We start from the raw sequence: 19,971 nt of genomic DNA on the forward strand, positions 1-19,971 counted from the left end.
ACATCTCCCTGCCATTACCGAAAGTAGTTCGGAGCAGAGACTATCCCGCCGGAGGGTACGTGACGGGGCACACCCTCGGGTCGGTGAGTCGGCTGCCCGTAGTCTGATTACTCATGACGAGCATGTGGGGCGCACCGTTGCGCACTCGGTGGCGGGGATCACGCCGCAACGACAGCGATCAGGCCAAGTTCCTGACCGTCGATTCCCTGAAATGGGTAATGGCGAACAAGGCCTACACACCCTGGTATCTGGTGCGGTACTACCGTCTCGCCAAGTTCAAGATGGCCAATCCACACGTGATTCTGCGCGGCATGGTGTTCCTGGGTAAGAACGTCGAAATTCATTCGACCCCGGATCTTTCCCGCCTCGAAATCGGGCGCTGGGTCCACATCGGCGACGGCAACGCCATCCGCTGCCACGAAGGTTCCCTACGCATCGGCGACAAGGTCGTCTTCGGCAAGGACAACGTCGTCAACACCTACCTCGACATCGAAATCGGTGCCTCGACGCTGGTAGCCGACTGGTGCTACATCTGCGACTTCGACCACCGCATGGACGACGTCAACACCCCGATCAAGGACCAGGGAATCGTGAAGGGCCCGGTCCGCATCGGCCCCGACACCTGGGTGGCCGCCAAGGTCACCGTCCTGCGCAACACCCGCGTCGGCCGCGGTTGCGTCCTCGGCGCTCACGCCGTAGTCAAGGGCGATATCCCGGACTTCAGCATCGCCGTCGGTTCACCGGCCAAGGCAGTCAAGAACCGCAAGGCCGAGTGGGAATCCGGAGCTGAAGCGCGCGCCGAATACATTGCAGCCCTCGAAGACATCGCACGCAAGAAGGCAGCAGCCGAAGCAGCGAAGTAGGAGTGCGGCATGAGTGAAAAAACACCTGACGTGGTGGTGGCGCAGCGAAGCGAACTGGTGACCTTCCTCGACGGACTGAGCGCCGAGCAGTGGAACACCCCATCCCTGTGCGAGGGGTGGCGAGTGCGTGAAGTTGTCGCTCACATCACCATGCCGTACCGATACCCGGCATCCCGATTTGTTCTCGAGATGGTGAAAGCGCGCGGCAACTTCAACCGCATGTCCAACCGTCGAGCTTTGGTCGATGCCCGAGAGCTGACCGAGACGCAGTTGCTCGATTCATTGCGCGAGAATGTTGCGTACCCCTGGAAACCGCCGGGCGGCGGGTTCGACGGTGCGCTGTCCCACGACGTCATCCACGGCCAGGACATTCGCGTCGCACTCGGCGACAACTACGTGGTGCCGGAAGACCGCCTCAGTCGCGTCCTCGACGGGTTGTCGCCCGAGAACGCGAAGTACTTCGGCGCCGATCTCGAAGGGGTGCGTCTGCGCGCCGACGATCGGGACTGGGAATTCGGCGCGGGCGCTGAAGTGCACGGCGCCGCGCAGGACTTGCTGATGGTGTTGTGCGGCCGGATTCTGCCGCCGGGCCATTTGTTCGGCGATGCGAGGATGCGGTTTACGGCGCAGGCTCACTCCGACTGAGTGCAGTTTCATCTTCATCCCCACGAAATGAGCGAACGTACCTTTCGGTCGATCTAAGGCGCCGAAAGGTACGTTCGCTCAAATAGGGGTGGGGGAATTGCCCCGTTCAGCGTCCGGGAAGCGGGCGCTCCGGAATTTCCGGGCGGGCCAGCGGATGGCGCACCCGACGCTTTGCGCCCGCATAGACGTGCGCGGTTTCGTCCGCGACCTGATGCCAGTCGAAGTCGGAGGTCAAGCGATCACGCGCTGCGACGGCCCGCTGCTGGGTTGCGGCGGGATCGTCGAGCACCTCACGCACTGCTGAGGTCAACCCGGCGACGTCACCCGGCTGGAAGGACATTCCCGTCACCCCGTCGACGACGGCTTCGCCCAGACCGCCGGCAGTGGAGGTAATGAGCGGAGTGCCGGCAGCAGCTGCTTCGAGTGCGATGATGCCGAAGGGTTCGTACCGCGACGGCAGGACTATGGCGTCGGCGCCGTGGAGCCAGCTCAGCAGTTCGACGTGGTCGAGATTGCCGAGGAAATTGACGGCCCGTACGACGCGATGGGTGCGAGCCTGTTCGGAGAGCCAGTCGAATTGTGTGCCCTCGCCGGCGATGGAGAGTGTTGTGCCGGGGTGGCTACGACGGATCCGTGGGAGCGCCGCGATGGCGTCCTGCACGCCCTTCTCGTATTCGAGGCGTCCGACGAACAGGAGTTTCGGCGGTCCGGACCGGGGTGCACGTTCGCGAAAGTTCCACGTGGTCAAGTCGATTCCGTTGCGGATGACGTTGAGCGGTGGCAGCGTCGGGCCGTAGAGTTCGGTCACTTCTTCGGCCATGGATGCCGAACACGTTATGAGAGCGTCGGATTCGTTGGCCAGCCACCATTCGACGGAGTGGACCTGGCGGTTGATGCGTCCGGAGATCCAGCCGCTGTGTCGCCCGGCTTCAGTGGCGTGCAGCGTGGAAACCAGTGGTACGTCGTAGTATTCGGCCAAAGCGATCGCGGGATGTGCGACCAGCCAGTCGTGGGCATGGACGACGTCGGGAACCCAGCCGGCGCCGACGCCAGGCTTGTGCAGTGCCATTCCGGCGCGGACCATCGCGTGACCCATGGCGAGGGTCCAGGCAAGCATGTCCTCGCCGAATACGAAGTGCGCGGGGTCTTCGGCGACGGCGACGACGAGTACGCCTTCGGAGATGTGCGTGATGGTGGGGTGCGTCGACGCGTCGGTTCCGGACGGTCGACGCGAGAGGACCACGACCTCGTGCCCGGCCGCAGCCAGGGCGGTGGCGAGATGGTGGACGTGCCTACCGAGTCCGCCGACTACGACGGGCGGGTACTCCCACGAGACGATGAGAATTTTCACGACGCACTCCCGGCCGACAGTTCGGTATCGGGCAGGCGGCGCGCATCGAGACCGGGGAACAGTCCGTCGGCGCGGTTCCAGCCGTCGGCAAGGCGCTCGGCTACCGCGTCCTTGCCCGAGACGACGGCCTGGGAGATTTCCCGGGTCGCGTGGGCATGCTTGTGGGCGCGTTCGCGGGCGTATCCCGCTGCTGAATCCTTGCTCACCATGAACGCCCAATCGCTTGACACCGTCATCAGTGTCTCGCGAAGTACCTGATCATTGACGCGGTTTCGCAGTTCCGGGCGTCCAGGAGCGTTGTCGTGGCCGCGGGATTTGTCGACAGCGTTGATTGCCGTGTCGACAACTTCGGCGTTGAGTTGTACCAGATCGGAGACTTGATCTCCGGCCCAGACGCGCCAGTCCTTACCGGAGCCCCACGACGAATCTTCCAGTTGCACAGGCTCGCCCACGTATCCGGCGGCTTGGGCGTCGTTCAAGGTTCCGACGCGGATGCCCGCTTCGGGGAGTGCTCGCAGGACCTTCTCGAGCCACTGCGGACCCTCGTACCACCAGTGCCCGAACAGCTCGGTGTCGAATGCCGCAACTACCAGCGCATCGCGCCCGATTCGTGCCGATTCTGATCGCAGGCGGTCCCGGACTGCTTCGACGAAGTCCTCGACATGCTTGTCGACGGCGGCCGCGGCAAGTTCGGGATCGTAGGGAGCCTTGTCCGCGGAGTCGACGGTACGGCCCGTGACCCGAGACGACTTGAGGCCGGTCTCGTGGTCGTAGGTGTGGAAATCGCGGTAGGCGGCGTGGCCGGGATAGCCGGATTTGGGGGACCAGACGCGGTAGCTGACCTGCAGGTCACGGCCGAAGGCGACGACGTCGGAATCGCGGACGGGACGGCCGAGTGTGGTGTCCCCGCGCAGTGCCGGTCCGTCGACCATGAAGTGGGTGACGCCGGCTTCGGCGTATCCGCGCTCCATGCCGGGGGTGTACCCGCACTCGGGTCCCCAGATGCCGGTCGGGGTGTGGTTCCAGCGGGAGTGCGCGTCGGCGAGACCCTCGCGGAGCGAGAAGGCGCGCAGGCGTGGGTCGAGCAGCGGCTGGAACGGATGCGCGAGCGGACCACCGAGCAGTTCGAAGGCTTCGCGATCGATGAGATCCCGGAAAACCGGCGAAGCTCCATGCTGCCAACGGGTTTCGAAGTCCTCCAAAGCCGCTGCCGAGGCACGGTGTTCGCGTGCCCCGAGTTCGCGGTGAGCTGCGTCGGGCATGCCGGCGGCTTCGTGAGCCCGGATCTGCCAGTTGCCGAGCCAATGGTGCATCCCGGCAAGGCAGTGCGGATCGTCGAGCTGCGCCGCGAGAACCGGCGTGATCCCGAGCGTCAGGAGGTGTGAACGACCCTCGTCGGCGAGGCGTCGGAGCGCCGCGGTGAGGGGCAGATACGACCCGGCCCACGACTGGTACAGCCATTCTTCGCCGACCGGCCAGCGCCCGTGGTTGGCGAGCCACGGGAGGTGGGAGTGCAGAACCAGGGCGAACATCCCGGGTTCGGTAACGGGTGTTGCAGTACTCACTCGTCGGAGTCCTGGGAAGCAGCGTCCTTCACCGCGATAGCGACGAGGTCGAGGCTCGCGTCGATATCGGGTTCGCTGATGCTGAAGTCGTCGACGGTGATGCCTTCGACGTCGCGGGTCAGATCCTCGGGCCACGGCTCGCCGGCGAGCGCACGGTCGATTTGTGCGTTGATGAACGAGCCGCCGTGCTTGGCGTCGAGGTCTTTGAGCTGCGGTCCGTGGTGGACACCGGTCATGAGCTCGACGCGGAATCCGGCGCCCTCGAGAAGTTCGGTCATCTCGTCGGCATTGAGTTCACGGGTGTGGAACGGGTTGAGCGGCGTGTCGCGGCCGGGGGAGAAAGTAATCCGGTTGGGGGTGCTGATCAGAAGTTCACCGCCCGGAGTGAGAACACGGAAGCACTCGCGCAGGAACTGTCCCTGGTCCCACAGGTGCTCGATAACCTGGAAATTGACGACGACGTCGACGGAGTTGTCTTCGAGGGGCAACGCGGCGAGGTTGCCGTGAATCATCTCGACGCGGGGGTAGCGGGCACGGACGTGTTCGACGGCCGAGACGTCGTAGTCGAGTCCCGTCACGGATGTCGCGACGTCGGCAATCATGTTGGCGCCGTAGCCTTCTCCGGAGCCGGCTTCGAGTACGCGACGGTCGGTGCAACGCTCGAGTAGCGCGCGGTAGACCACTTCGTGGCGTCGGAACCAGTAGTTCTCCTCGGGGATTCCGGGCACTGTCCGTTCGCCCGTCAAGGGCAGGGGTGCGTCCTCGTGGTTGCTGACACTTGTTTCACTCACCCGTGCGAGATTAGTGCCATCGGGGTAGAACGTGTTCACCGTGGTCCAGATCACAGCAATGAATCACTGTTCGTGAGGTTATGGTGGACGTGGTTCCACGCTAAGTTACCGGCGGGTAACTTAGCGTGAGGTAATCTAACGCACAGCCGACGTGAGGCGAGAAATCCGTAAGGGATGCCACTCGTATCTGCGTGCAGCAGCTCAGACGATTTATCAGGTGAAGTACACACAGGAGGTCGAGAAAAGACCCATGACGAATATCGTTGTTTTGATCAAGCAGGTCCCCGACACATGGTCCGAGCGCAAGCTGACCGACGGCGACTACACCCTTGACCGTGAAGCCGCAGACGCAGTGCTCGACGAGATCAACGAGCGCTCCGTCGAAGAAGCCCTCCTCATCAAGGAAGCTCAGGGCGGTGAGGTGACGGTGCTGTCCGCAGGCCCCGACCGCGCCACCGACGCTATCCGCAAGGCACTGTCGATGGGCGCCGACAAGGCTGTCCACATCAACGACCCCGCACTGCACGGCTCCGACGCCATCCAGACCGCGTGGACCCTCGCTGCTGCACTCGGACAGATCACGTTCGATAACGAAGAGCCTGCAGACCTGATCATCGCCGGAAACGAGGCCACTGACGGCCGCGTCGGTGCTGTTCCGGCCATCATCGCCGAGTACCTGGGCATCCCGCAGCTCACGCAGCTGCGCAAGCTCGTCGTCGCAGACGGCAAGGTCACCGGCGAGCGCGAGACCGACGAGGGCGTTTTCGGCCTCGAGGCTTCGCTGCCCGCAATCGTCTCGGTCACCGAGAAGATCAACGAGCCGCGCTTCCCCTCCTTCAAGGGCATCATGGCCGCGAAGAAGAAGCAGGTTCTCGTCTACACGCTGGCCGACCTCGGCGTCGACCCGGAGACCGTGGGTGTTGCCAACGCCGGCACCACCGTGACGGCCTCCACCCCGAAGCCCCCCCGTACCGCTGGTGAGCGCATCGCCGACGAGGGAGACGGTGGCACCAAGATCGCCGCTTACCTCGTCAGCAACAAGATCATCTGATCGCGCCCTTCTAGACAACCAGCAGAAAAACTCAGGGAGAGTTAAGTCATGGCAGAAGTACTTGTGCTCGTAGAGCACGCAGAGGGTGCGCTCAAGAAGGTCAGCCTCGAACTCATCACCGCTGCACGCGCATTGGGTGAGCCGTCGGCAGTTGTCGCCGGTCCCGCGGGCACCACGGCCAAGCTGGCCGACGCACTGGCAGCAGCCGGCGCGGCAAAGATCTACGTCGCCGAGTCCGGCGACATCGACGGCTACCTCGTCACCCCCAAGGTTGACGTTCTCGCCGCACTCGTCGAGTCCACCAGCCCCGCAGCAGTCATCACCGCTGCCGGCACCGAGGGCAAAGAGGTTGCCGGTCGTCTGGCCGCACGTCTGGGCTCCGGACTGCTGACCGACGTCATCGAGATCAAGGCTGACGGCACCGGCGTCCACTCCATCTTCGGTGGCGCGTTCACCGTCGAGGCCAAGGCCAACGGCGAGGTCCCCGTCTACTCGGTTCGCCCGGGTGCAGTCGAGGCAGCTCCGCAGGCCGCAGCCGGCGAGCAGATCGTCGTCGAGGTTCCGGCTCAGGACGAGAGCGCCGTCAAGATCACCTCGCGTGATCCCATCGTCGGTGGCGACCGCCCCGAGCTCACCGAAGCCACCGTCGTGGTTTCCGGTGGACGCGGCGTCGGCAGTGCCGACAAGTTCTCCGTCGTCGAAGAGCTGGCCGATTCCCTCGGTGCTGCAGTCGGTGCTTCGCGCGCTGCTGTGGACTCGGGTTACTACCCCGGACAGTTCCAGGTCGGTCAGACCGGTAAGACGGTCTCCCCGCAGCTGTACATCGCGCTCGGCATTTCCGGTGCTATCCAGCACCGTGCCGGCATGCAGACGTCTAAGACCATCGTCGCGGTCAACAAGGACGAAGAGGCACCCATCTTCGAGATCGCCGATTACGGCATCGTGGGCGACCTGTTCAACGTCGCACCGCAGCTCACCGAAGCTGTGAAGGTCCACAAGGGCTAAAAAGCACAACCTGCTGTGCGCCTTTATTAGCCCCCCCGCGGTTAATAAGGGCGCACAGTGCTTTATTTACCCGACCTGCATCGCTACGTCACTTCGCCGCTACCGCACGGACTTTCGCGCTCGATATACCTGGCGCATGACAATTACGTCAGTCCTTCGCCCCGCGAGTGACAATCTCGGCCGTGAGGTCGCCGCGCCGAGATATTCCCTGATCGTCTCCTCCGACCGCGAGCATCGAGTGGCCGCGCAGCGCCTTCGGTACCGAGTGTTTGCCGCCGAGCCCGGATTCTCGATTCCCGTGTCACCTTTCGAACTGGACGTCGATGAGTTCGACGAGTTCTGTGATCACCTTCTGGTCCGAGACAACATCACCGGTGCCTACGTCGGTTGCTACCGGATGCTCACGCCCGACGCCGCAATCAAAGCGGGTGGGTATTACACCGCAACGGAATTCGACATTTCAGCTCTGGATCCGGTGGGCAATCGAGTAGTCGAGATGGGCCGCGCGTGTGTTGATCCGGCGCATCGCAACGGATCGGTTCTCGGGATCATGTGGTCCGGAATCTTGCAGTACCTCGAACTGACCGGCCACGACTGGGTGATGGGATGCGTCTCCGTCCCGATCACGCCGCATCCCGGTGCCGTGCCGGGTGCCGACGTTCGGGCTGTCCGCGACTTCGTGATGAGCAAGCACCCCGGCCCGCTGGATCAGCGGGCAGTTCCTCGCAATCCCGTGGTGCTCGGTGGACGTACTCTCGACGAGATTGCCGCACCGGAGCGCCTGACCATGCCGCCTCTGCTTCGCGGATACCTACGGATGGGCGCCGTGATCTGCGGTGAACCGGCCTACGATCCCGCATTCGGGGTAGCGGATTTTGTTGCCCTGCAGGGATTGAAATCAGCGAACACGCGGTACCTCGAACGTCTTCGATCCGCCGCCGTAGTGCAGGAAGGGCGAGCGCGGTGAGCCCGCACTGGGTTCCGTCGAGCCCGTGCGGCGACGGGTGTTTACCGGCAAATCCTGACCATGTGTCGAGTATCACGGTGATAGGTCGTGCGATGTTGGTCGCTGCCGCATTGTTCACGGCGCCGGTGCTCTCGGCAGGCTGGTTGCTACCCAGACACTGGCGAACTCGGATGCAGCGCGCGTACTCGCGAATGCTGCTTCGGTGCCTCGGAATGAAACTGAGCGTCGACGACCAGCGATTGGGCCGGCCCGAGCCGGCGGGGGTGATGGTTGTTGCCGGCCACGTGTCCTGGACGGATGTTCTGGTGGCGAGCGCCGTGGCACCCGCGAATTTTGTGGCCCGGGCGGATCTGCTGGATTGGGCGGTCCTGGGATCGTTGGCGAGGCGGATGCGCGTCGTACCGATCGATCGCGCTCGCCTGCGTGAGCTGCCCACGGTGGTGAACACCGTCCGTGAGCGTTTGGACCGTGGCGTGCGTGTCATGGTGTTTCCGGAAGGAACCACGTGGTGCGGGCTTGCATACGGGGGCTTTCGTCCGGCGATGTTCCAGGCGGCCGTCGACTCGCAGTGTCCGGTGCAGCCCATGGCGATCCGTTACGCGAACGCCGACGGCACGCTGTGTACCGGACCGTCGTTTGTCGGAGAGGAGACGATCGGTCAGTCCATCGGTCGAATTCTGCGACAGAAGGGCGTCGAGGTGACGGTCCGATTGGCGCCGCTGGAAGAGGCCGGCGAGTGCCGACGGGACCTCGCGCAGCGGTGTGAGCGGGCGGTACGCGGCAATCAGGTCATCGACCTGGCCGCTCATGACATTTTTGATCCGGCAGAGACGCAGATCACGCCGGCATCGGCGATGACGGCTTAGTGAGGTAAGCGAGGCTGGGTGAGGCGCGGTGCTGGGCTATCCTGGTCAGGCCATGACTCTGCCGCCTCACAGTGCCCACACCGGATTCCCGGTGTACCTCGATCATGCCGCCACCACACCGATGACGGCAGCTGCTATCGAGGCGATGACCGATACCTTCAAAACCGTAGGCAATGCGTCCTCGCTGCACGGCTCGGGCCGCGCAGCCCGGCGACGCGTCGAGGAATCACGCGAGTCCATCGCGGCCTGCCTGGGCGCTCGTCCGTCGGAGGTCATTTTCACCTCCGGTGGTACCGAGAGTGACAACCTCGCAGTCAAGGGCATCTTCTGGGCCCGACGCGACGCAGATCCCAAGCGAAATCGAATCCTCGCAAGCTCGGTGGAACATCATGCGGTTCTCGACGCTGTTGAATGGCTCGAGCAGCACGAGGGCGCCCGTGTCACGTGGCTGCCTGTCGACGCGAACGGTGTTGTAGACCCGCAAACTTTGCGTGACGAGCTGTCGGTGCACGCCGACGAGGTTGCGCTGGTGACAATCATGTGGGCCAACAACGAGGTCGGTTCCATCATGCCGATCCTCGAATTGGCCGAGGTGTCAGCAGAATTCGAGATCCCGATGCACAGTGACGCGGTTCAGGCCGTTGCGCAGCTGCCGGTAGATTTTGCGGCGAGCAAGCTCGCGGCGCTGAGCATTGCCGCGCACAAGTTCGGTGGCCCGCACGGTGTGGGTGCACTCTTGCTGGGGCGTCAGGTTCCGTGCGTGCCGCTCTTGCACGGCGGTGGGCATGAACGCGATATCCGTTCGGGAACCCCCGATACTGCCGGCGTCGTCGGTATGGCGGCGGCGCTCCGCGAGAACACTGCGCACTTCGATTCCAGTGCAAGGGAACTGACTGAACTGCGTGATCGCTTGATCGACGGCGTTTTCAGAATTCTGCCCGGTTCGATACTGAACGGCCCGAGCGGTGAGGATCGCCTGCCCGGCAACGCACACTTCACTTTCCCCGGCTGTGAAGGAGACTCGCTCCTGATGCTCCTCGACGCCGCGGGTATTGAATGTTCCACCGGTTCGGCCTGCACCGCAGGTGTAGCCCGAGCCAGCCACGTCCTGATCGCCATGGGCGTCGAGTCCGCGACCGCGCGAGGCTCACTGAGATTTTCACTCGGACATACGTCGAGTGTCACCGATGTGGATGCGCTCCTCGCAGCGCTGCCACAAGTAGTAGAGCGCGCCCGTGCCGCCGGTCTTGCCGGCGCCGTGTCGCGTGGAGGGGATCGCTGATGCGAGTACTCGCAGCCATGAGCGGAGGCGTCGACTCCGCAGTTGCCGCCGCCCGCGCAGTTGCCGCAGGCCATGACGTCGTGGGAGTGCATTTGGCATTGTCCACTGCGCCCGGAGCATTGCGTACGGGTTCGCGCGGATGCTGTTCCAAGGAAGACGCCGGAGACGCACGACGCTCTGCCGACGTCCTCGGAATACCGTTCTACGTCTGGGATTTCGCAGATCGCTTCAAAGAAGACGTGATCGACGATTTTGTGGCGTCGTACGCTGCCGGTGAGACACCCAACCCGTGCCTGCGATGCAACGAGAAGATCAAGTTCACCGCTCTCGCGGATCGTGCGATCGCACTCGGATTCGACGCCGTTGCCACCGGCCACTACGCCCGTCTCGAAGACGGCGTCCTGCGCCGCGCGGTCGATCCCGACAAGGATCAGTCGTACGTTCTGGGAGTACTGACGGCCGAGCAGCTTTCACGCGCGATGTTCCCCATCGGTGACACACCGAAGGAGCAGATCCGCGAAGAGGCTGCCGAGCGCGGACTCGCCGTTGCGAACAAGCCGGACAGCCACGACATCTGCTTCATCCCGACCGGTGACACACGAGCATTCCTCGGTGCCCGGATCGGTGTTCGTCCGGGAAGCGTTGTCGACGCAGACTCCGGCGAGGTTCTCGCCGCGCATGACGGCGTGCACGGATTCACCATCGGTCAGCGCAAGGGGTTGGGCGTCGAAGGTCCGGCAGTGGACGGACGTCCTCGGTACGTGACGTCGATCGAACCCGAAACCGGAACTGTCCGAGTCGGTTCGGCCAAGAACCTGGACGTGTGGGGAATTACCGCCCAGCGTGCGATCTGGACGTCGGGTCAGACGCCCGTCGGGCCGATCGAGTGCACGGTGCAGGTTCGTGCGCACGGCGGATTGGCGAAGGCTGTTGCCGAGGCCGTCGACGGTGGCATCACTATCTCCCTGCGTGAGCCGTTGACCGGAGTTGCCAAGGGTCAGGCCGTGGTTCTCTACCGCCCCGACAGTGAACTGGGCGATGAGGTTCTCGGCAGCGGCACCATCGCCGGAACCGAATCGGAACCGAACACACTGTGACACAGCCGGTTTCCATCGGGGGCCTCGTCACCGGAATCGGATCCTGGCCGGGCACGGATGCCCGCGAAAGCGCCGCCACCATTCTCGGTGAACTGGGCGACTTTCCACACCTGGTGGAATTACCGGCTCGCGGACTCGGTGCCGACATGGTCGGCCGGACCGGCGGGATCCTCGTCGACATCAACCTCGACGCGTCGACGCGGTCCTATCGCGTCGTGCCTCGTCGTGGAAACATCGCAAAGCGTTCCGAAGACTTTCTGAACCAGGATCTGGATGCCCTCGAGGAAGCCTGGGAAAACGCCAGGCTGGTCGGCGCTGACCACGTGATCAAGCTGCAGGCTGCCGGGCCGTTAACGCTCGGCGCCGAGATCGAAGTCGCGAACGGCTCACGCGTACTGGTTGACCGCGGCGCGCTACGCGACATCGCCGAATCTCTCGGTGAGGGCCTGGCCCGTCACGCTGCCGAAGTGACTCGGCGGACCGGTGCCCGCGTGATCATTCAACTCGACGAACCACAGATGACTGCCGTTCTGGCCGGATCACTGCCGGGACGTACGAAGATGGAAAGCGTTCCGGCACTTCCGGAGCCGGAGGCATTGGCGATTCTGGACTCGGCAATCGAAGGCTGTGGACTGCCGACCATGGTGCACAGTTGTAGCACCGATCTTCCGTGGGACCTTCTGCGACGTAGCAAGGCTTTTGCCGTCAGTTTCGACCTGTCCCTGATTTCGTCGAAGGATCTGGACGGCATCGGTCAATTGTTCGACGCCGGAAAGCAACTGGCGCTCGGACTGGTCCCCACTGCGGAGCCCGAGAAGCCGGTTACGTGGAAAGAATGCGCAATGCCGGCGGTGACGCTGATCGATCGCCTCGGATTTTCGCGGGAACTTCTCCAGACCCAAGTGGCTGTGACGCCGCGCTGTGGGCTGGCGGGGGCGGGCCTCGAGTGGTCCCGTTCCGCGCTGCGTCTGTGCACCGATGCCGGCGCGGCGATGGTGGATGATCCGTCGGCGTTCTGACGCCTGGCATTGCTTGTCTGTCGGCCCTAACCGATATTCTTCTTCCGTGAGTGAAACCGCAGAAGGAACCGTGCAGCCTGCGCCCAACGAGGCGCGCGAGAAGTGGGCGCTACTGGCTGATGAAGTCCGTCAGAACCAGTTCCGCTACTACGTTCGTGATGCGCCGGTCATTTCGGACGGCGAGTTCGATGCATTGCTCGGTGAGCTCAACGCTCTCGAAGAGCAGTATCCGGACCTGCGTACCCCTGATTCGCCGACGCAGTTGGTGGGCGGCGGGTTCACCACGGATTTCACGTCCGTCGATCACCTCGAGCGGATGCTCAGTCTCGACAACGTCTTCGACGAGTCCGAATTGCGCGGCTGGGTCGCCAAGATCGAGCAGGAAACCGGACCGGATCTGCATTACCTCTGTGAGGTCAAGATCGACGGTGTGGCACTCAACCTCGTCTACGAGAACGGCAAGCTCGTACGTGCTGCTACTCGCGGCGACGGACGTACCGGCGAACTGGTCACGCTCAATGCACTCACGATCAACGACATCCCGGAGTACCTCACCGCCTCCGACGAGTACCCGATTCCCAGCCTCCTCGAAGTGCGCGGCGAGGTGTTCTTCCGCCTCGAAGACTTCGCGGCACTCAATGCGTCGCTGGTCGCGGAAGGTAAGCCGCCCTTCGCGAACCCCCGCAACTCCGCAGCCGGTTCGCTACGGCAGAAGAACCCGGCGGTCACCGCGCGTCGACGCCTCGGCATGATCTGCCACGGTTTCGGTCGCATGGAGGGCTTCGAACCGGCTTCGCAGTACGACGCCTATGTTGCGCTCGCCGCGTGGGGTCTGCCGGTGTCCACGCACACGTCGCGTGTGGTCGGTGCGGACGCCGTGGTCGAGAAGATGAAGTACTGGGGTGAGCATCGCCACGACGTCGAGCACGAAATCGACGGCCTGGTGGTCAAGGTCGACGAGATGTCACTGCATCGCAGGCTCGGCACCACCTCTCGTGCGCCGCGATGGGCAATCGCGTTCAAGTATCCGCCCGAAGAGGTCACGACCAAGCTCCTCGATATTCGCGTCAGCGTCGGCCGCACCGGCCGTGTGACGCCCTTCGCGTACATGGAACCGGTCACGGTTGCCGGTTCCACTGTGTCGTTGGCCACGCTGCACAACGGTTCCGAGGTCAAGCGCAAAGGTGTGCTGATCGGTGACACCGTGGTGTTGCGTAAGGCCGGCGACGTCATTCCCGAGGTGCTGGGTCCGGTCGTCGATGTTCGGGACGGGACCGAGCGTGAGTTCGTCATGCCGACACAGTGTCCCGAGTGTGGCACGGAGTTGGCACCCGCCAAGGAAGGCGACGTCGACGTGCGTTGCCCCAATCAGCGGTATTGCCCCGCGCAGCTACGCGAGCGTGTTTTTCACGTTGCCGGCCGCGGCGCCTTCGACATCGAGGTGCTCGGATACGAGGCCGCAGCGGGGCTCCTCGAAGCGAAGGCGATCGAAGACGAAGGCGATCTCTTCTCGCTCGACGCAGACACACTGATCGAGGTTCCGATCTTCCGGACGAATGCCGGATCATTGTCCGCCAATGGAAAACGCTTGCTGGCCAACCTGGACTCGGCAAAAGACAAGCCATTGTGGAGAGTGCTTGTGGCACTGTCGATTCGGCACGTCGGTCCTACCGCTGCGCGAGCGCTGGCGGGGGAATTCGGTTCGCTGCAACGCATTCGGGAAGCATCGATGGATCAGCTTGCAGCTGTCGACGGGGTCGGTTCCACGATCGCCGCCGCAGTTGTCGAGTGGTTCACCGTGGATTGGCATCAGCAGATCGTCGACAAGTGGGCGGCCGCCGGAGTGCGTATGGAAGACGAGCGCGACGACTCCATTCCGCGCAACCTCGAAGGCCTCTCGATCGTTGTCACCGGTTCTCTCGAGACGTTCTCGCGCGATCAGGCGAAGGAAGCGATCCTCGTGCGGGGCGGTAAAGCGGCCGGGTCGGTATCGAAGAAAACTGCGTTTGTCGTTGTCGGCGAAGCACCCGGTTCCAAACATGACAAAGCTGTTGAATTGGGTGTGCCGGTACTCGACGAGGACGGTTTCCGGCGGTTGCTCGAGGGCGGTCCCGACGCCGTCGCACCTACCGAATTGGATGGGTAGGACAGGCGTCCTGCGATTTCCGAGTTCGGCACGATGGGTGCGATAGTGACGCCATGATCGAGATTCGTGAAGTTCTCCCCAATGAGTTCGAGACCGTCGGGGAACTGACTGTGCAGGCGTACGTCGGTGGCGGATTTGTCGACGACGGATCACCGTACGTAGAGAGTCTGCGCGACACGGCAACTCGGGCCGAGCAAGGCCGGGTCTTGGTTGCGCTTCTCGGAGATCGTGTTGTCGGATCGCTCACACTGGCCGAACCCGGAACGCCGTTTGCGGACGTCGCGCAATCCGGCGAACTCGAATTCCGCATGCTGGCAGTCTCACCGGACGCCCGCGGCACGGGCGCCGGAACAGCGTTGGTGCGTGCCGTGATCGCCGAGGCCTACGACCGCGGAGATCAATCGGTAGTCATGTCGACCCAACCCGAGATGGTCGATGCGCGTCGTATCTACGACCGCAACGGCTTTGTCCACGACCCGGAGCGGGACTGGGAACCGGTCAAGGGCATGGAACTGACTGTGCTGGTACGCGAACTGGTCTGAACGGGCTGGAACGGTTCAGCCCAGGACGGTTGCGATGATCCCGGCGAGATAGCCCAGTCGCGCAATTTCCGACGGCCGGAATTCCGGCCCGCCCGGGCGTCCGAGCATCAGAACTCGTCCGCCGCTGCCTAAAGGTGCAGCGGCGAGAGTGGTGTCCATGGTGCGCCAGACCTCGGGTACCCAGTCGGCTTGGCCGTCGAGTGCGGTGGGCTTCTCCAAGGGCATCCACGGGATGTCGGTGGCATGAGTTTCCGGTGCACCCGAGCTTCCGACCACACGATAAGCACCTTGCGGACCGAGGTCAGCAACGACGCACCAGCCCACCCGAAGTACGCGCGGGGCGCCGTCGACCAGAACTTGGAGTCGGTCGTCCTTGGCGGTGGCCACGGAGTCGATCAGTTCGAGTTCGCGGTGTGTGTCGAGAATTCCGGCATACGGACGAATCGAATCGACCGTCACATTCGGCAGGTGCTCGGCCGCAGTGATCAGAGTGTCGGGGAGTGCCCCTGGTTCGACGTCGACAACAAGGTCGTCGATCGCGAAACCGTCGCCTCGCTCCACGACATCGAGGGAGAGGATGTCGGCTCCGACGGAACCCAGCGCGACGGCGAGTGCGCCGAGGCTACCGGGACGGTCGGGCAGACTGACGCGGAGCAGGTACGACACGTTCGTCCCTTTCGCTTTCGGTTCACGCCCGAGCCGTGACGGCCCGCGCAATAGTCATCTTTGCACTTGTCACACGCACTGTGGTGAGCGCCGTGGCCCTGTCACACCAGCAGTACACGGTTGTGACACGCCCGAAACAATTCGCCTGATTCCTTGCGTGGCGGGGGACACCCTGGGCGCGACTACAGGTCTGCGGGGCCGAGGAACTAGGCTGGACCGGCAATGTTTACGTCCTCTTCCGAAAGGGGCCCCGCGGTGCCTGCCATCTCCCGTGACGAGGTCGCGCACCTCGCGCGGCTGTCCAGACTCGCCCTGTCCGACGCCGAACTCGATGAGTTCGCCGGCCAGTTGGATTCGATTCTCAACCACGTCAAGGTGGTCACCGAGGTTGCCGCCGACGATGTTCCGCCCATGGCGAACCCCAACGCCGTCACCAACGTCACCCGTCCGGACGTCATCGTGCCGGGCTTGACCCCCGAGCAGGCGTTGTCGGGTGCACCCGCAGTCGAACAGGATCGCTTCGCGGTTCCGCAGATCCTTGGAGAAGGCGAATGACCGACCTGACCACGCTGGACGCCTCAGTTCTGGCCGAGAAGATCCATTCGCGTGAGGTGTCCTCGGTAGAGGTCACTCAGGCGCACCTCGATCGCATCAGTGCCGTCGACTCCGAGTACCACGCCTTCCTGCACGTTGCGGGCGAGCAGGCACTCGAAGCTGCTGCAGCTGTCGACACCTCGTTGGCCGCCGGAAACGCACCCGCGTCGGCGCTCGCCGGTGTCCCGATCGCTCTCAAGGACATCTTCACCACGACGGATATGCCGACGACCTGTGCGTCCAAGATCCTCGAAGGCTGGGTAGCGCCGTACGACGCGACCCTGACGACCAAGCTTCGCGCCGCGGGAATTCCGATCCTCGGCAAGACCAACCTCGACGAGTTCGCGATGGGTTCGTCCACCGAGAACTCCGCGTACGGTCCGACGCGTAACCCGTGGGACGTCACGCGTATCCCTGGCGGCTCGGGCGGCGGCAGCGCTGCAGCACTCGCATCGCGTCAGGCTCCGCTGGCCATCGGCACCGATACCGGCGGATCCATCCGTCAGCCGGCAGCTGTCACCGCAACCGTGGGTACCAAGCCGACGTACGGAACCGTTTCACGGTTCGGCCTCATCGCCTGCGCTTCGTCGCTGGATCAGGGCGGCCCCTGTGGCCGTACGGTTCTCGATACCGCGCTGCTGCACGAGGTCATCGCCGGACACGATCCCCGTGACTCCACGTCCATCGATGCACCCGTGCGCCCGGTTGTCGCTGCAGCCCGTGAAGGCGCTCACGGCGACCTGCGCGGCGTGAAGGTCGGCGTCGTCAAGGAACTGCACTCCGACAGCTACCAGCCCGGCGTCATCGCATCCTTCGATGCCGCAGTCGAGCAGCTCAAGGCTCTCGGCGCCGAGGTTGTCGAGGTCTCGTGCCCCAGCTTCGAGTACGCGCTCGCGTCGTACTACCTGGTGCTGCCCAGTGAGGTTTCTTCCAACCTCGCTCGCTTCGATGCCATGCGTTACGGCATGCGCGTCGACGACGGCAACATGAGCGCCGACCAGGTCATGGCAGCCACCCGTGCGGCCGGCTTCGGTCCAGAGGTCAAGCGTCGCATCATGATCGGCACCTACGCACTGTCTTCGGGCTACTACGACGCCTACTATGGCTCGGCTCTGAAGGTTCGTACGTTGATTGCCCGCGATTTCGACAAGGCTTACGAGCAGGTCGACGTTCTGGTCTCGCCGACCAGCCCGTTCACCCCGTGGAAGCTGGGGGAGAAGGTCAACGATCCGTTGGCGATGTACCTTTCCGACCTCTGCACCCTGCCGACCAACCTGGCCGGGCATTGCGCGATGTCGGTTCCTTCGGGACTCTCGGCTGACGACAACCTGCCGGTGGGCTTGCAGATCATGGCTCCGGCCATGGCTGACGAGCGTCTGTACCGCGTCGGTGCGGCGTACGAAGCAGCTCGCGGCCTGATCGGTACCGCAGTCTGATTTTTGTTGTGCGCCTTTATTAACCCCCCGCGGTTAATAAAGGCGCACAGCAGTTTCAGGAGCAGGATGCCAATTCGGTACCTTGCTGTGTTCCGTAGCGGTGGCCGTGTCCGGCCGGGACATCGAGCGAGACGAGCATGTCGATGCTTGTTTGCAGGAAGCTGACCACCGGAATCCATGGCGGGGTTGGAGCGTCCGCAGCCGCTCGACTGAGGTCGGGGCGCTGCGTGACAAGGTCAGGTGACCACCACACCACCGGGTCGGAAGTATTTGCGAGAACGGTCACACCGTCCAATGCCGTTGCGCCGGCCGGTGGTCCGGCCCAGAGAACATCGCAGGGTTTAGTTGGATTCGCGGCCGCGAGAGCGGCACTGCCGCCCACTGCGCCGAGGCTCTGTCCGTAGAGAAAAAGATCTGGTCGCTCGGTGACCGGCATCGCGGCAATGTGTGTGCCGACGGCAGTGAACAGCGCCCGAGCAGATTCCTCGGCGTCGCTGCGCTGGAACAGAAATGCTGCCCAACTGGGTGCGGCGGAGTACTGCTGGCCGACTATCGCGACGTTGCCCCCGAACCGCTGCTCGATGCCGTCGACAGCGTGGGTGTCGATCCACCCGGAGCCGGTGGGAATGGCCACCACTACTGCCTCGCGATGGAATCCGCCGACCCGATCGAGTTCGTCGACTGCGAGAGTCGCACGTGACGAGGCGTCCGGTGCAGAATCCAAGTCGGCATACACACGTACCGAGTCAGTTCCGGACGCAAGAAACTTTTGCCCTTCGGACATCGGCGACTGAGATGCTGCGGTGTGGACAGCTCCTGCAGGACTGATGCTCCCGACGGCAAGATGGAGTCCGAAGACGAACAGTGCCGCAGTCGTGACGGCTCGGGCAAAACCCAGACGGTGCAGTACTTTTCGCACTACCGATACCGCCAGGCCGAGAATCAATACGGTGAGTGCAGCAACACATCCGGCTTCGGCCCAGTACAGGATTCCGATCGGCGGGACGCTCATCGCTGCCCGAAGTGAGTTCTGCCAACCGGCAGCGGCAAGGGTCGCGACGGCGGTTGCGGCTGCTCCCACACCGAATGCACCTAGGCGCCAGGATCGTTCGTCGAATCGGGCCTGGACTCGTTCTGGCGTCACCTTGCGTGAGATGGCCGAAAATGCCCACATCACAAGGAGTCCCACTGCGACGAGCAGTCCGCTGAACACCCCTTGAAGTAGTGCCGATCTCGGGAGTAGTCCGGGGGCAAGTGACACGACGGACATCGAAGCCACCGCTAGCGAAGTCGAGACGCGGGGTACTGCCAGCGAGGAGATTCGGGTGAGGGCAGAAGACTGTGATGCATTCAGAACGCTCATGCTGCAACCGCTTTCGTCGGCAGGAAGAAGCTGTCGGACGGATCCACCCGCCGTGAACGCAGGACACTGAAAGCGAATACTGATGCGCCCAGAACGCCAGCAGTGCCGTATTCGAACCCGGATTCCGTCACCGGTGTCAGATAGTTCTGACGCCACGAGTTCCCGTTGACCGCAGTAGCTGCAATATCGGCCATCGAGAAGCAATAGGACCGGGAGGCGGGAGAAACCCGACCGTCGCAGGCGTCGTGCATCCGGCGATCGAGTTGGCCGTCGAGGGCCTGACGCGCCCACGGGCCCAGTTCGGCGCCGCGAGAATGTGCGTAGCGCAAGAGGTCGTAGCCGAGATCGTGTGCTTTGCAGGCCGAATCGAACTCGTCGGGTAGCGGGATCGGTGACGAGCAATCGCCGTTCGGATTGGCGAGGTACCCGTCGACGACGACGGGGGAGTAGCCGGAGAACTCGGCAAAGTCCGACGGCACGGTGGCCACACCGTCCGTTGTCACGGCCGCAACAGCTTGCGCCGCAGCGTGGTTCTCTTGATGGGTAGCCCGCGCGATAGTCGATCCCGCCGTCAACGTCATGGTTGCAGCTGCTGCCAGCGCCAGTGCTGCTCGTGTGATCCGCATGCTGACTGACGCTATGAGCGGGCAGTCCGCGCCGACATCGCTCCGCAGTGTGGTTTATCCGAAGACATCGGAGTGAGAAACCCGTGCACTCTGATA

19 protein-coding genes are annotated in these 19,971 nt (G+C 63.6%); 13 read left to right on the top strand and 6 right to left on the bottom strand.

Features of this window, described 5'->3' with window-relative positions:
• The first annotated feature begins 113 nt into the window (after nucleotides 1-113).
• On the top strand, nucleotides 114-863 hold the full coding sequence (locus tag BDB13_RS14280; RefSeq protein WP_094272214.1) for an acyltransferase: 750 nt from the start codon (nucleotides 114-116) through the stop codon (nucleotides 861-863).
• A gap of 9 nt (nucleotides 864-872) precedes the next feature.
• A complete protein-coding gene (locus BDB13_RS14285; protein ID WP_094272215.1) occupies nucleotides 873-1,508 on the top strand; it encodes a maleylpyruvate isomerase family mycothiol-dependent enzyme in 636 nt (211 codons plus the stop codon).
• Between the two features lie 106 nt (nucleotides 1,509-1,614).
• Here BDB13_RS14285 and BDB13_RS14290 read toward each other — a convergent pair whose 3' ends face one another.
• From BDB13_RS14290 to BDB13_RS14300, 3 genes are read right to left on the bottom strand one after another with little or no spacing between them, the layout of a single operon-like run.
• Nucleotides 1,615-2,859, bottom strand: coding sequence for a glycosyltransferase family 4 protein (locus BDB13_RS14290; protein ID WP_094272216.1), 1,245 nt, complete (start codon nucleotides 2,857-2,859; stop codon nucleotides 1,615-1,617).
• The gene (locus BDB13_RS14295) at nucleotides 2,856-4,391 is read right to left on the bottom strand and encodes a 1,4-alpha-glucan branching protein domain-containing protein (RefSeq protein ID WP_094274918.1); all 1,536 of its coding nucleotides are present in this window, start codon (nucleotides 4,389-4,391) and stop codon (nucleotides 2,856-2,858) included. Before BDB13_RS14295 ends, BDB13_RS14290 begins: the two co-directional genes overlap by 4 nt.
• Before the next feature lie 29 nt (nucleotides 4,392-4,420).
• Complete coding sequence (locus tag BDB13_RS14300) at nucleotides 4,421-5,215, bottom strand: class I SAM-dependent methyltransferase (protein ID WP_254922820.1); 795 nt, start codon at nucleotides 5,213-5,215, stop codon at nucleotides 4,421-4,423.
• A 250-nt stretch (nucleotides 5,216-5,465) separates the two neighbouring features.
• On the opposite strand from BDB13_RS14300, the gene BDB13_RS14305 reads away from it, so the two are divergent.
• The 9 genes from BDB13_RS14305 (at nucleotide 5,466) to BDB13_RS14345 (ending at nucleotide 15,190) form a co-directional block, all read left to right on the top strand.
• Entirely contained in the window at nucleotides 5,466-6,266 is an 801-nt protein-coding gene (locus BDB13_RS14305; RefSeq protein ID WP_094272218.1) for an electron transfer flavoprotein subunit beta/FixA family protein, read from the top strand.
• 48 nt (nucleotides 6,267-6,314) lie between these two features.
• Nucleotides 6,315-7,271 carry an electron transfer flavoprotein subunit alpha/FixB family protein gene (locus BDB13_RS14310; RefSeq protein ID WP_094272219.1) on the top strand — a complete coding sequence of 319 codons (957 nt, stop codon included), beginning with the start codon at nucleotides 6,315-6,317 and terminating at the stop codon, nucleotides 7,269-7,271.
• Nucleotides 7,272-7,407: 136 nt separating this feature from the next.
• On the top strand, nucleotides 7,408-8,238 hold the full coding sequence (locus tag BDB13_RS14315; RefSeq protein ID WP_094272220.1) for a GNAT family N-acetyltransferase: 831 nt from the start codon (nucleotides 7,408-7,410) through the stop codon (nucleotides 8,236-8,238).
• A 92-nt stretch (nucleotides 8,239-8,330) separates the two neighbouring features.
• On the top strand, nucleotides 8,331-9,104 hold the full coding sequence (locus BDB13_RS14320; RefSeq protein ID WP_254922821.1) for a lysophospholipid acyltransferase family protein: 774 nt from the start codon (nucleotides 8,331-8,333) through the stop codon (nucleotides 9,102-9,104).
• A 52-nt stretch (nucleotides 9,105-9,156) separates the two neighbouring features.
• A complete protein-coding gene (locus BDB13_RS14325; protein ID WP_094274919.1) occupies nucleotides 9,157-10,386 on the top strand; it encodes a cysteine desulfurase family protein in 1,230 nt (409 codons plus the stop codon).
• On the top strand, nucleotides 10,386-11,483 hold the full coding sequence (gene mnmA / locus BDB13_RS14330; RefSeq protein ID WP_094272222.1) for a tRNA 2-thiouridine(34) synthase MnmA: 1,098 nt from the start codon (nucleotides 10,386-10,388) through the stop codon (nucleotides 11,481-11,483). The genes BDB13_RS14325 and mnmA overlap by 1 nt, the downstream gene beginning before the upstream one ends.
• Nucleotides 11,480-12,502: a methionine synthase gene (locus BDB13_RS14335; RefSeq protein WP_094272223.1), complete on the top strand. Its 1,023-nt coding sequence runs from the start codon at nucleotides 11,480-11,482 to the stop codon at nucleotides 12,500-12,502. Before mnmA ends, BDB13_RS14335 begins: the two co-directional genes overlap by 4 nt.
• 46 nt (nucleotides 12,503-12,548) lie before the next feature.
• The gene (gene ligA, locus BDB13_RS14340) at nucleotides 12,549-14,648 is read left to right on the top strand and encodes an NAD-dependent DNA ligase LigA (protein WP_094272224.1); all 2,100 of its coding nucleotides are present in this window, start codon (nucleotides 12,549-12,551) and stop codon (nucleotides 14,646-14,648) included.
• A gap of 53 nt (nucleotides 14,649-14,701) precedes the next feature.
• Nucleotides 14,702-15,190: a GNAT family N-acetyltransferase gene (locus BDB13_RS14345; protein WP_094272225.1), complete on the top strand. Its 489-nt coding sequence runs from the start codon at nucleotides 14,702-14,704 to the stop codon at nucleotides 15,188-15,190.
• A 15-nt stretch (nucleotides 15,191-15,205) separates the two neighbouring features.
• On the opposite strand, the gene BDB13_RS14350 is transcribed toward BDB13_RS14345, so the two are convergent.
• Nucleotides 15,206-15,856, bottom strand: coding sequence for an ACT domain-containing protein (locus BDB13_RS14350; protein WP_094272226.1), 651 nt, complete (start codon nucleotides 15,854-15,856; stop codon nucleotides 15,206-15,208).
• Between the two features lie 255 nt (nucleotides 15,857-16,111).
• Here BDB13_RS14350 and gatC point away from each other — a divergent pair, with 255 nt between their 5' ends.
• Together gatC and gatA are read left to right on the top strand one after the other, a co-directional pair.
• Nucleotides 16,112-16,411, top strand: coding sequence for an Asp-tRNA(Asn)/Glu-tRNA(Gln) amidotransferase subunit GatC (gene gatC, locus BDB13_RS14355; RefSeq protein WP_003944747.1), 300 nt, complete (start codon nucleotides 16,112-16,114; stop codon nucleotides 16,409-16,411).
• Nucleotides 16,408-17,886, top strand: a complete 1,479-nt coding sequence (gene gatA / locus BDB13_RS14360) for an Asp-tRNA(Asn)/Glu-tRNA(Gln) amidotransferase subunit GatA (protein ID WP_094272227.1) — start codon at nucleotides 16,408-16,410, stop codon at nucleotides 17,884-17,886. Before gatC ends, gatA begins: the two co-directional genes overlap by 4 nt.
• Before the next feature lie 55 nt (nucleotides 17,887-17,941).
• Here the strand turns inward: gatA and BDB13_RS14365 are convergent, their stop codons facing one another.
• Nucleotides 17,942-19,249 carry an alpha/beta-hydrolase family protein gene (locus BDB13_RS14365; protein WP_094272228.1) on the bottom strand — a complete coding sequence of 436 codons (1,308 nt, stop codon included), beginning with the start codon at nucleotides 19,247-19,249 and terminating at the stop codon, nucleotides 17,942-17,944.
• The gene (locus BDB13_RS14370; protein WP_094272229.1) at nucleotides 19,246-19,875 is read right to left on the bottom strand and encodes a hypothetical protein; all 630 of its coding nucleotides are present in this window, start codon (nucleotides 19,873-19,875) and stop codon (nucleotides 19,246-19,248) included. The genes BDB13_RS14365 and BDB13_RS14370 overlap by 4 nt, the downstream gene beginning before the upstream one ends.
• Between the last annotated feature and the right edge of the window lie 96 nt (nucleotides 19,876-19,971).

The sequence above is a fragment of the Rhodococcus sp. OK302 genome (assembly GCF_002245895.1).
Classification (GTDB): Bacteria; Actinomycetota; Actinomycetes; order Mycobacteriales; family Mycobacteriaceae; genus Rhodococcus_F.

What these genes read in the sequence shown, in the direction of transcription:
- BDB13_RS14345 (WP_094272225.1), top strand. Translation starts at nt 14,702, where the DNA reads ATGATCGAGATTCGTGAAGTTCTCCCCAATGAGTTCGAGACCGTCGGG.
- BDB13_RS14365 (WP_094272228.1), bottom strand. Translation starts at nt 19,249, where the DNA reads ATGAGCGTTCTGAATGCATCACAGTCTTCTGCCCTCACCCGAATCTCC.
- BDB13_RS14280 (WP_094272214.1), top strand. Translation starts at nt 114, where the DNA reads ATGACGAGCATGTGGGGCGCACCGTTGCGCACTCGGTGGCGGGGATCA.
- BDB13_RS14370 (WP_094272229.1), bottom strand. Translation starts at nt 19,875, where the DNA reads ATGCGGATCACACGAGCAGCACTGGCGCTGGCAGCAGCTGCAACCATG.
- mnmA (WP_094272222.1), top strand. Translation starts at nt 10,386, where the DNA reads ATGCGAGTACTCGCAGCCATGAGCGGAGGCGTCGACTCCGCAGTTGCC.
- gatA (WP_094272227.1), top strand. Translation starts at nt 16,408, where the DNA reads ATGACCGACCTGACCACGCTGGACGCCTCAGTTCTGGCCGAGAAGATC.
- BDB13_RS14325 (WP_094274919.1), top strand. Translation starts at nt 9,157, where the DNA reads ATGACTCTGCCGCCTCACAGTGCCCACACCGGATTCCCGGTGTACCTC.
- BDB13_RS14320 (WP_254922821.1), top strand. Translation starts at nt 8,331, where the DNA reads ATGTTGGTCGCTGCCGCATTGTTCACGGCGCCGGTGCTCTCGGCAGGC.
- BDB13_RS14315 (WP_094272220.1), top strand. Translation starts at nt 7,408, where the DNA reads ATGACAATTACGTCAGTCCTTCGCCCCGCGAGTGACAATCTCGGCCGT.
- BDB13_RS14295 (WP_094274918.1), bottom strand. Translation starts at nt 4,391, where the DNA reads ATGTTCGCCCTGGTTCTGCACTCCCACCTCCCGTGGCTCGCCAACCAC.
- BDB13_RS14285 (WP_094272215.1), top strand. Translation starts at nt 873, where the DNA reads ATGAGTGAAAAAACACCTGACGTGGTGGTGGCGCAGCGAAGCGAACTG.
- BDB13_RS14305 (WP_094272218.1), top strand. Translation starts at nt 5,466, where the DNA reads ATGACGAATATCGTTGTTTTGATCAAGCAGGTCCCCGACACATGGTCC.
- BDB13_RS14310 (WP_094272219.1), top strand. Translation starts at nt 6,315, where the DNA reads ATGGCAGAAGTACTTGTGCTCGTAGAGCACGCAGAGGGTGCGCTCAAG.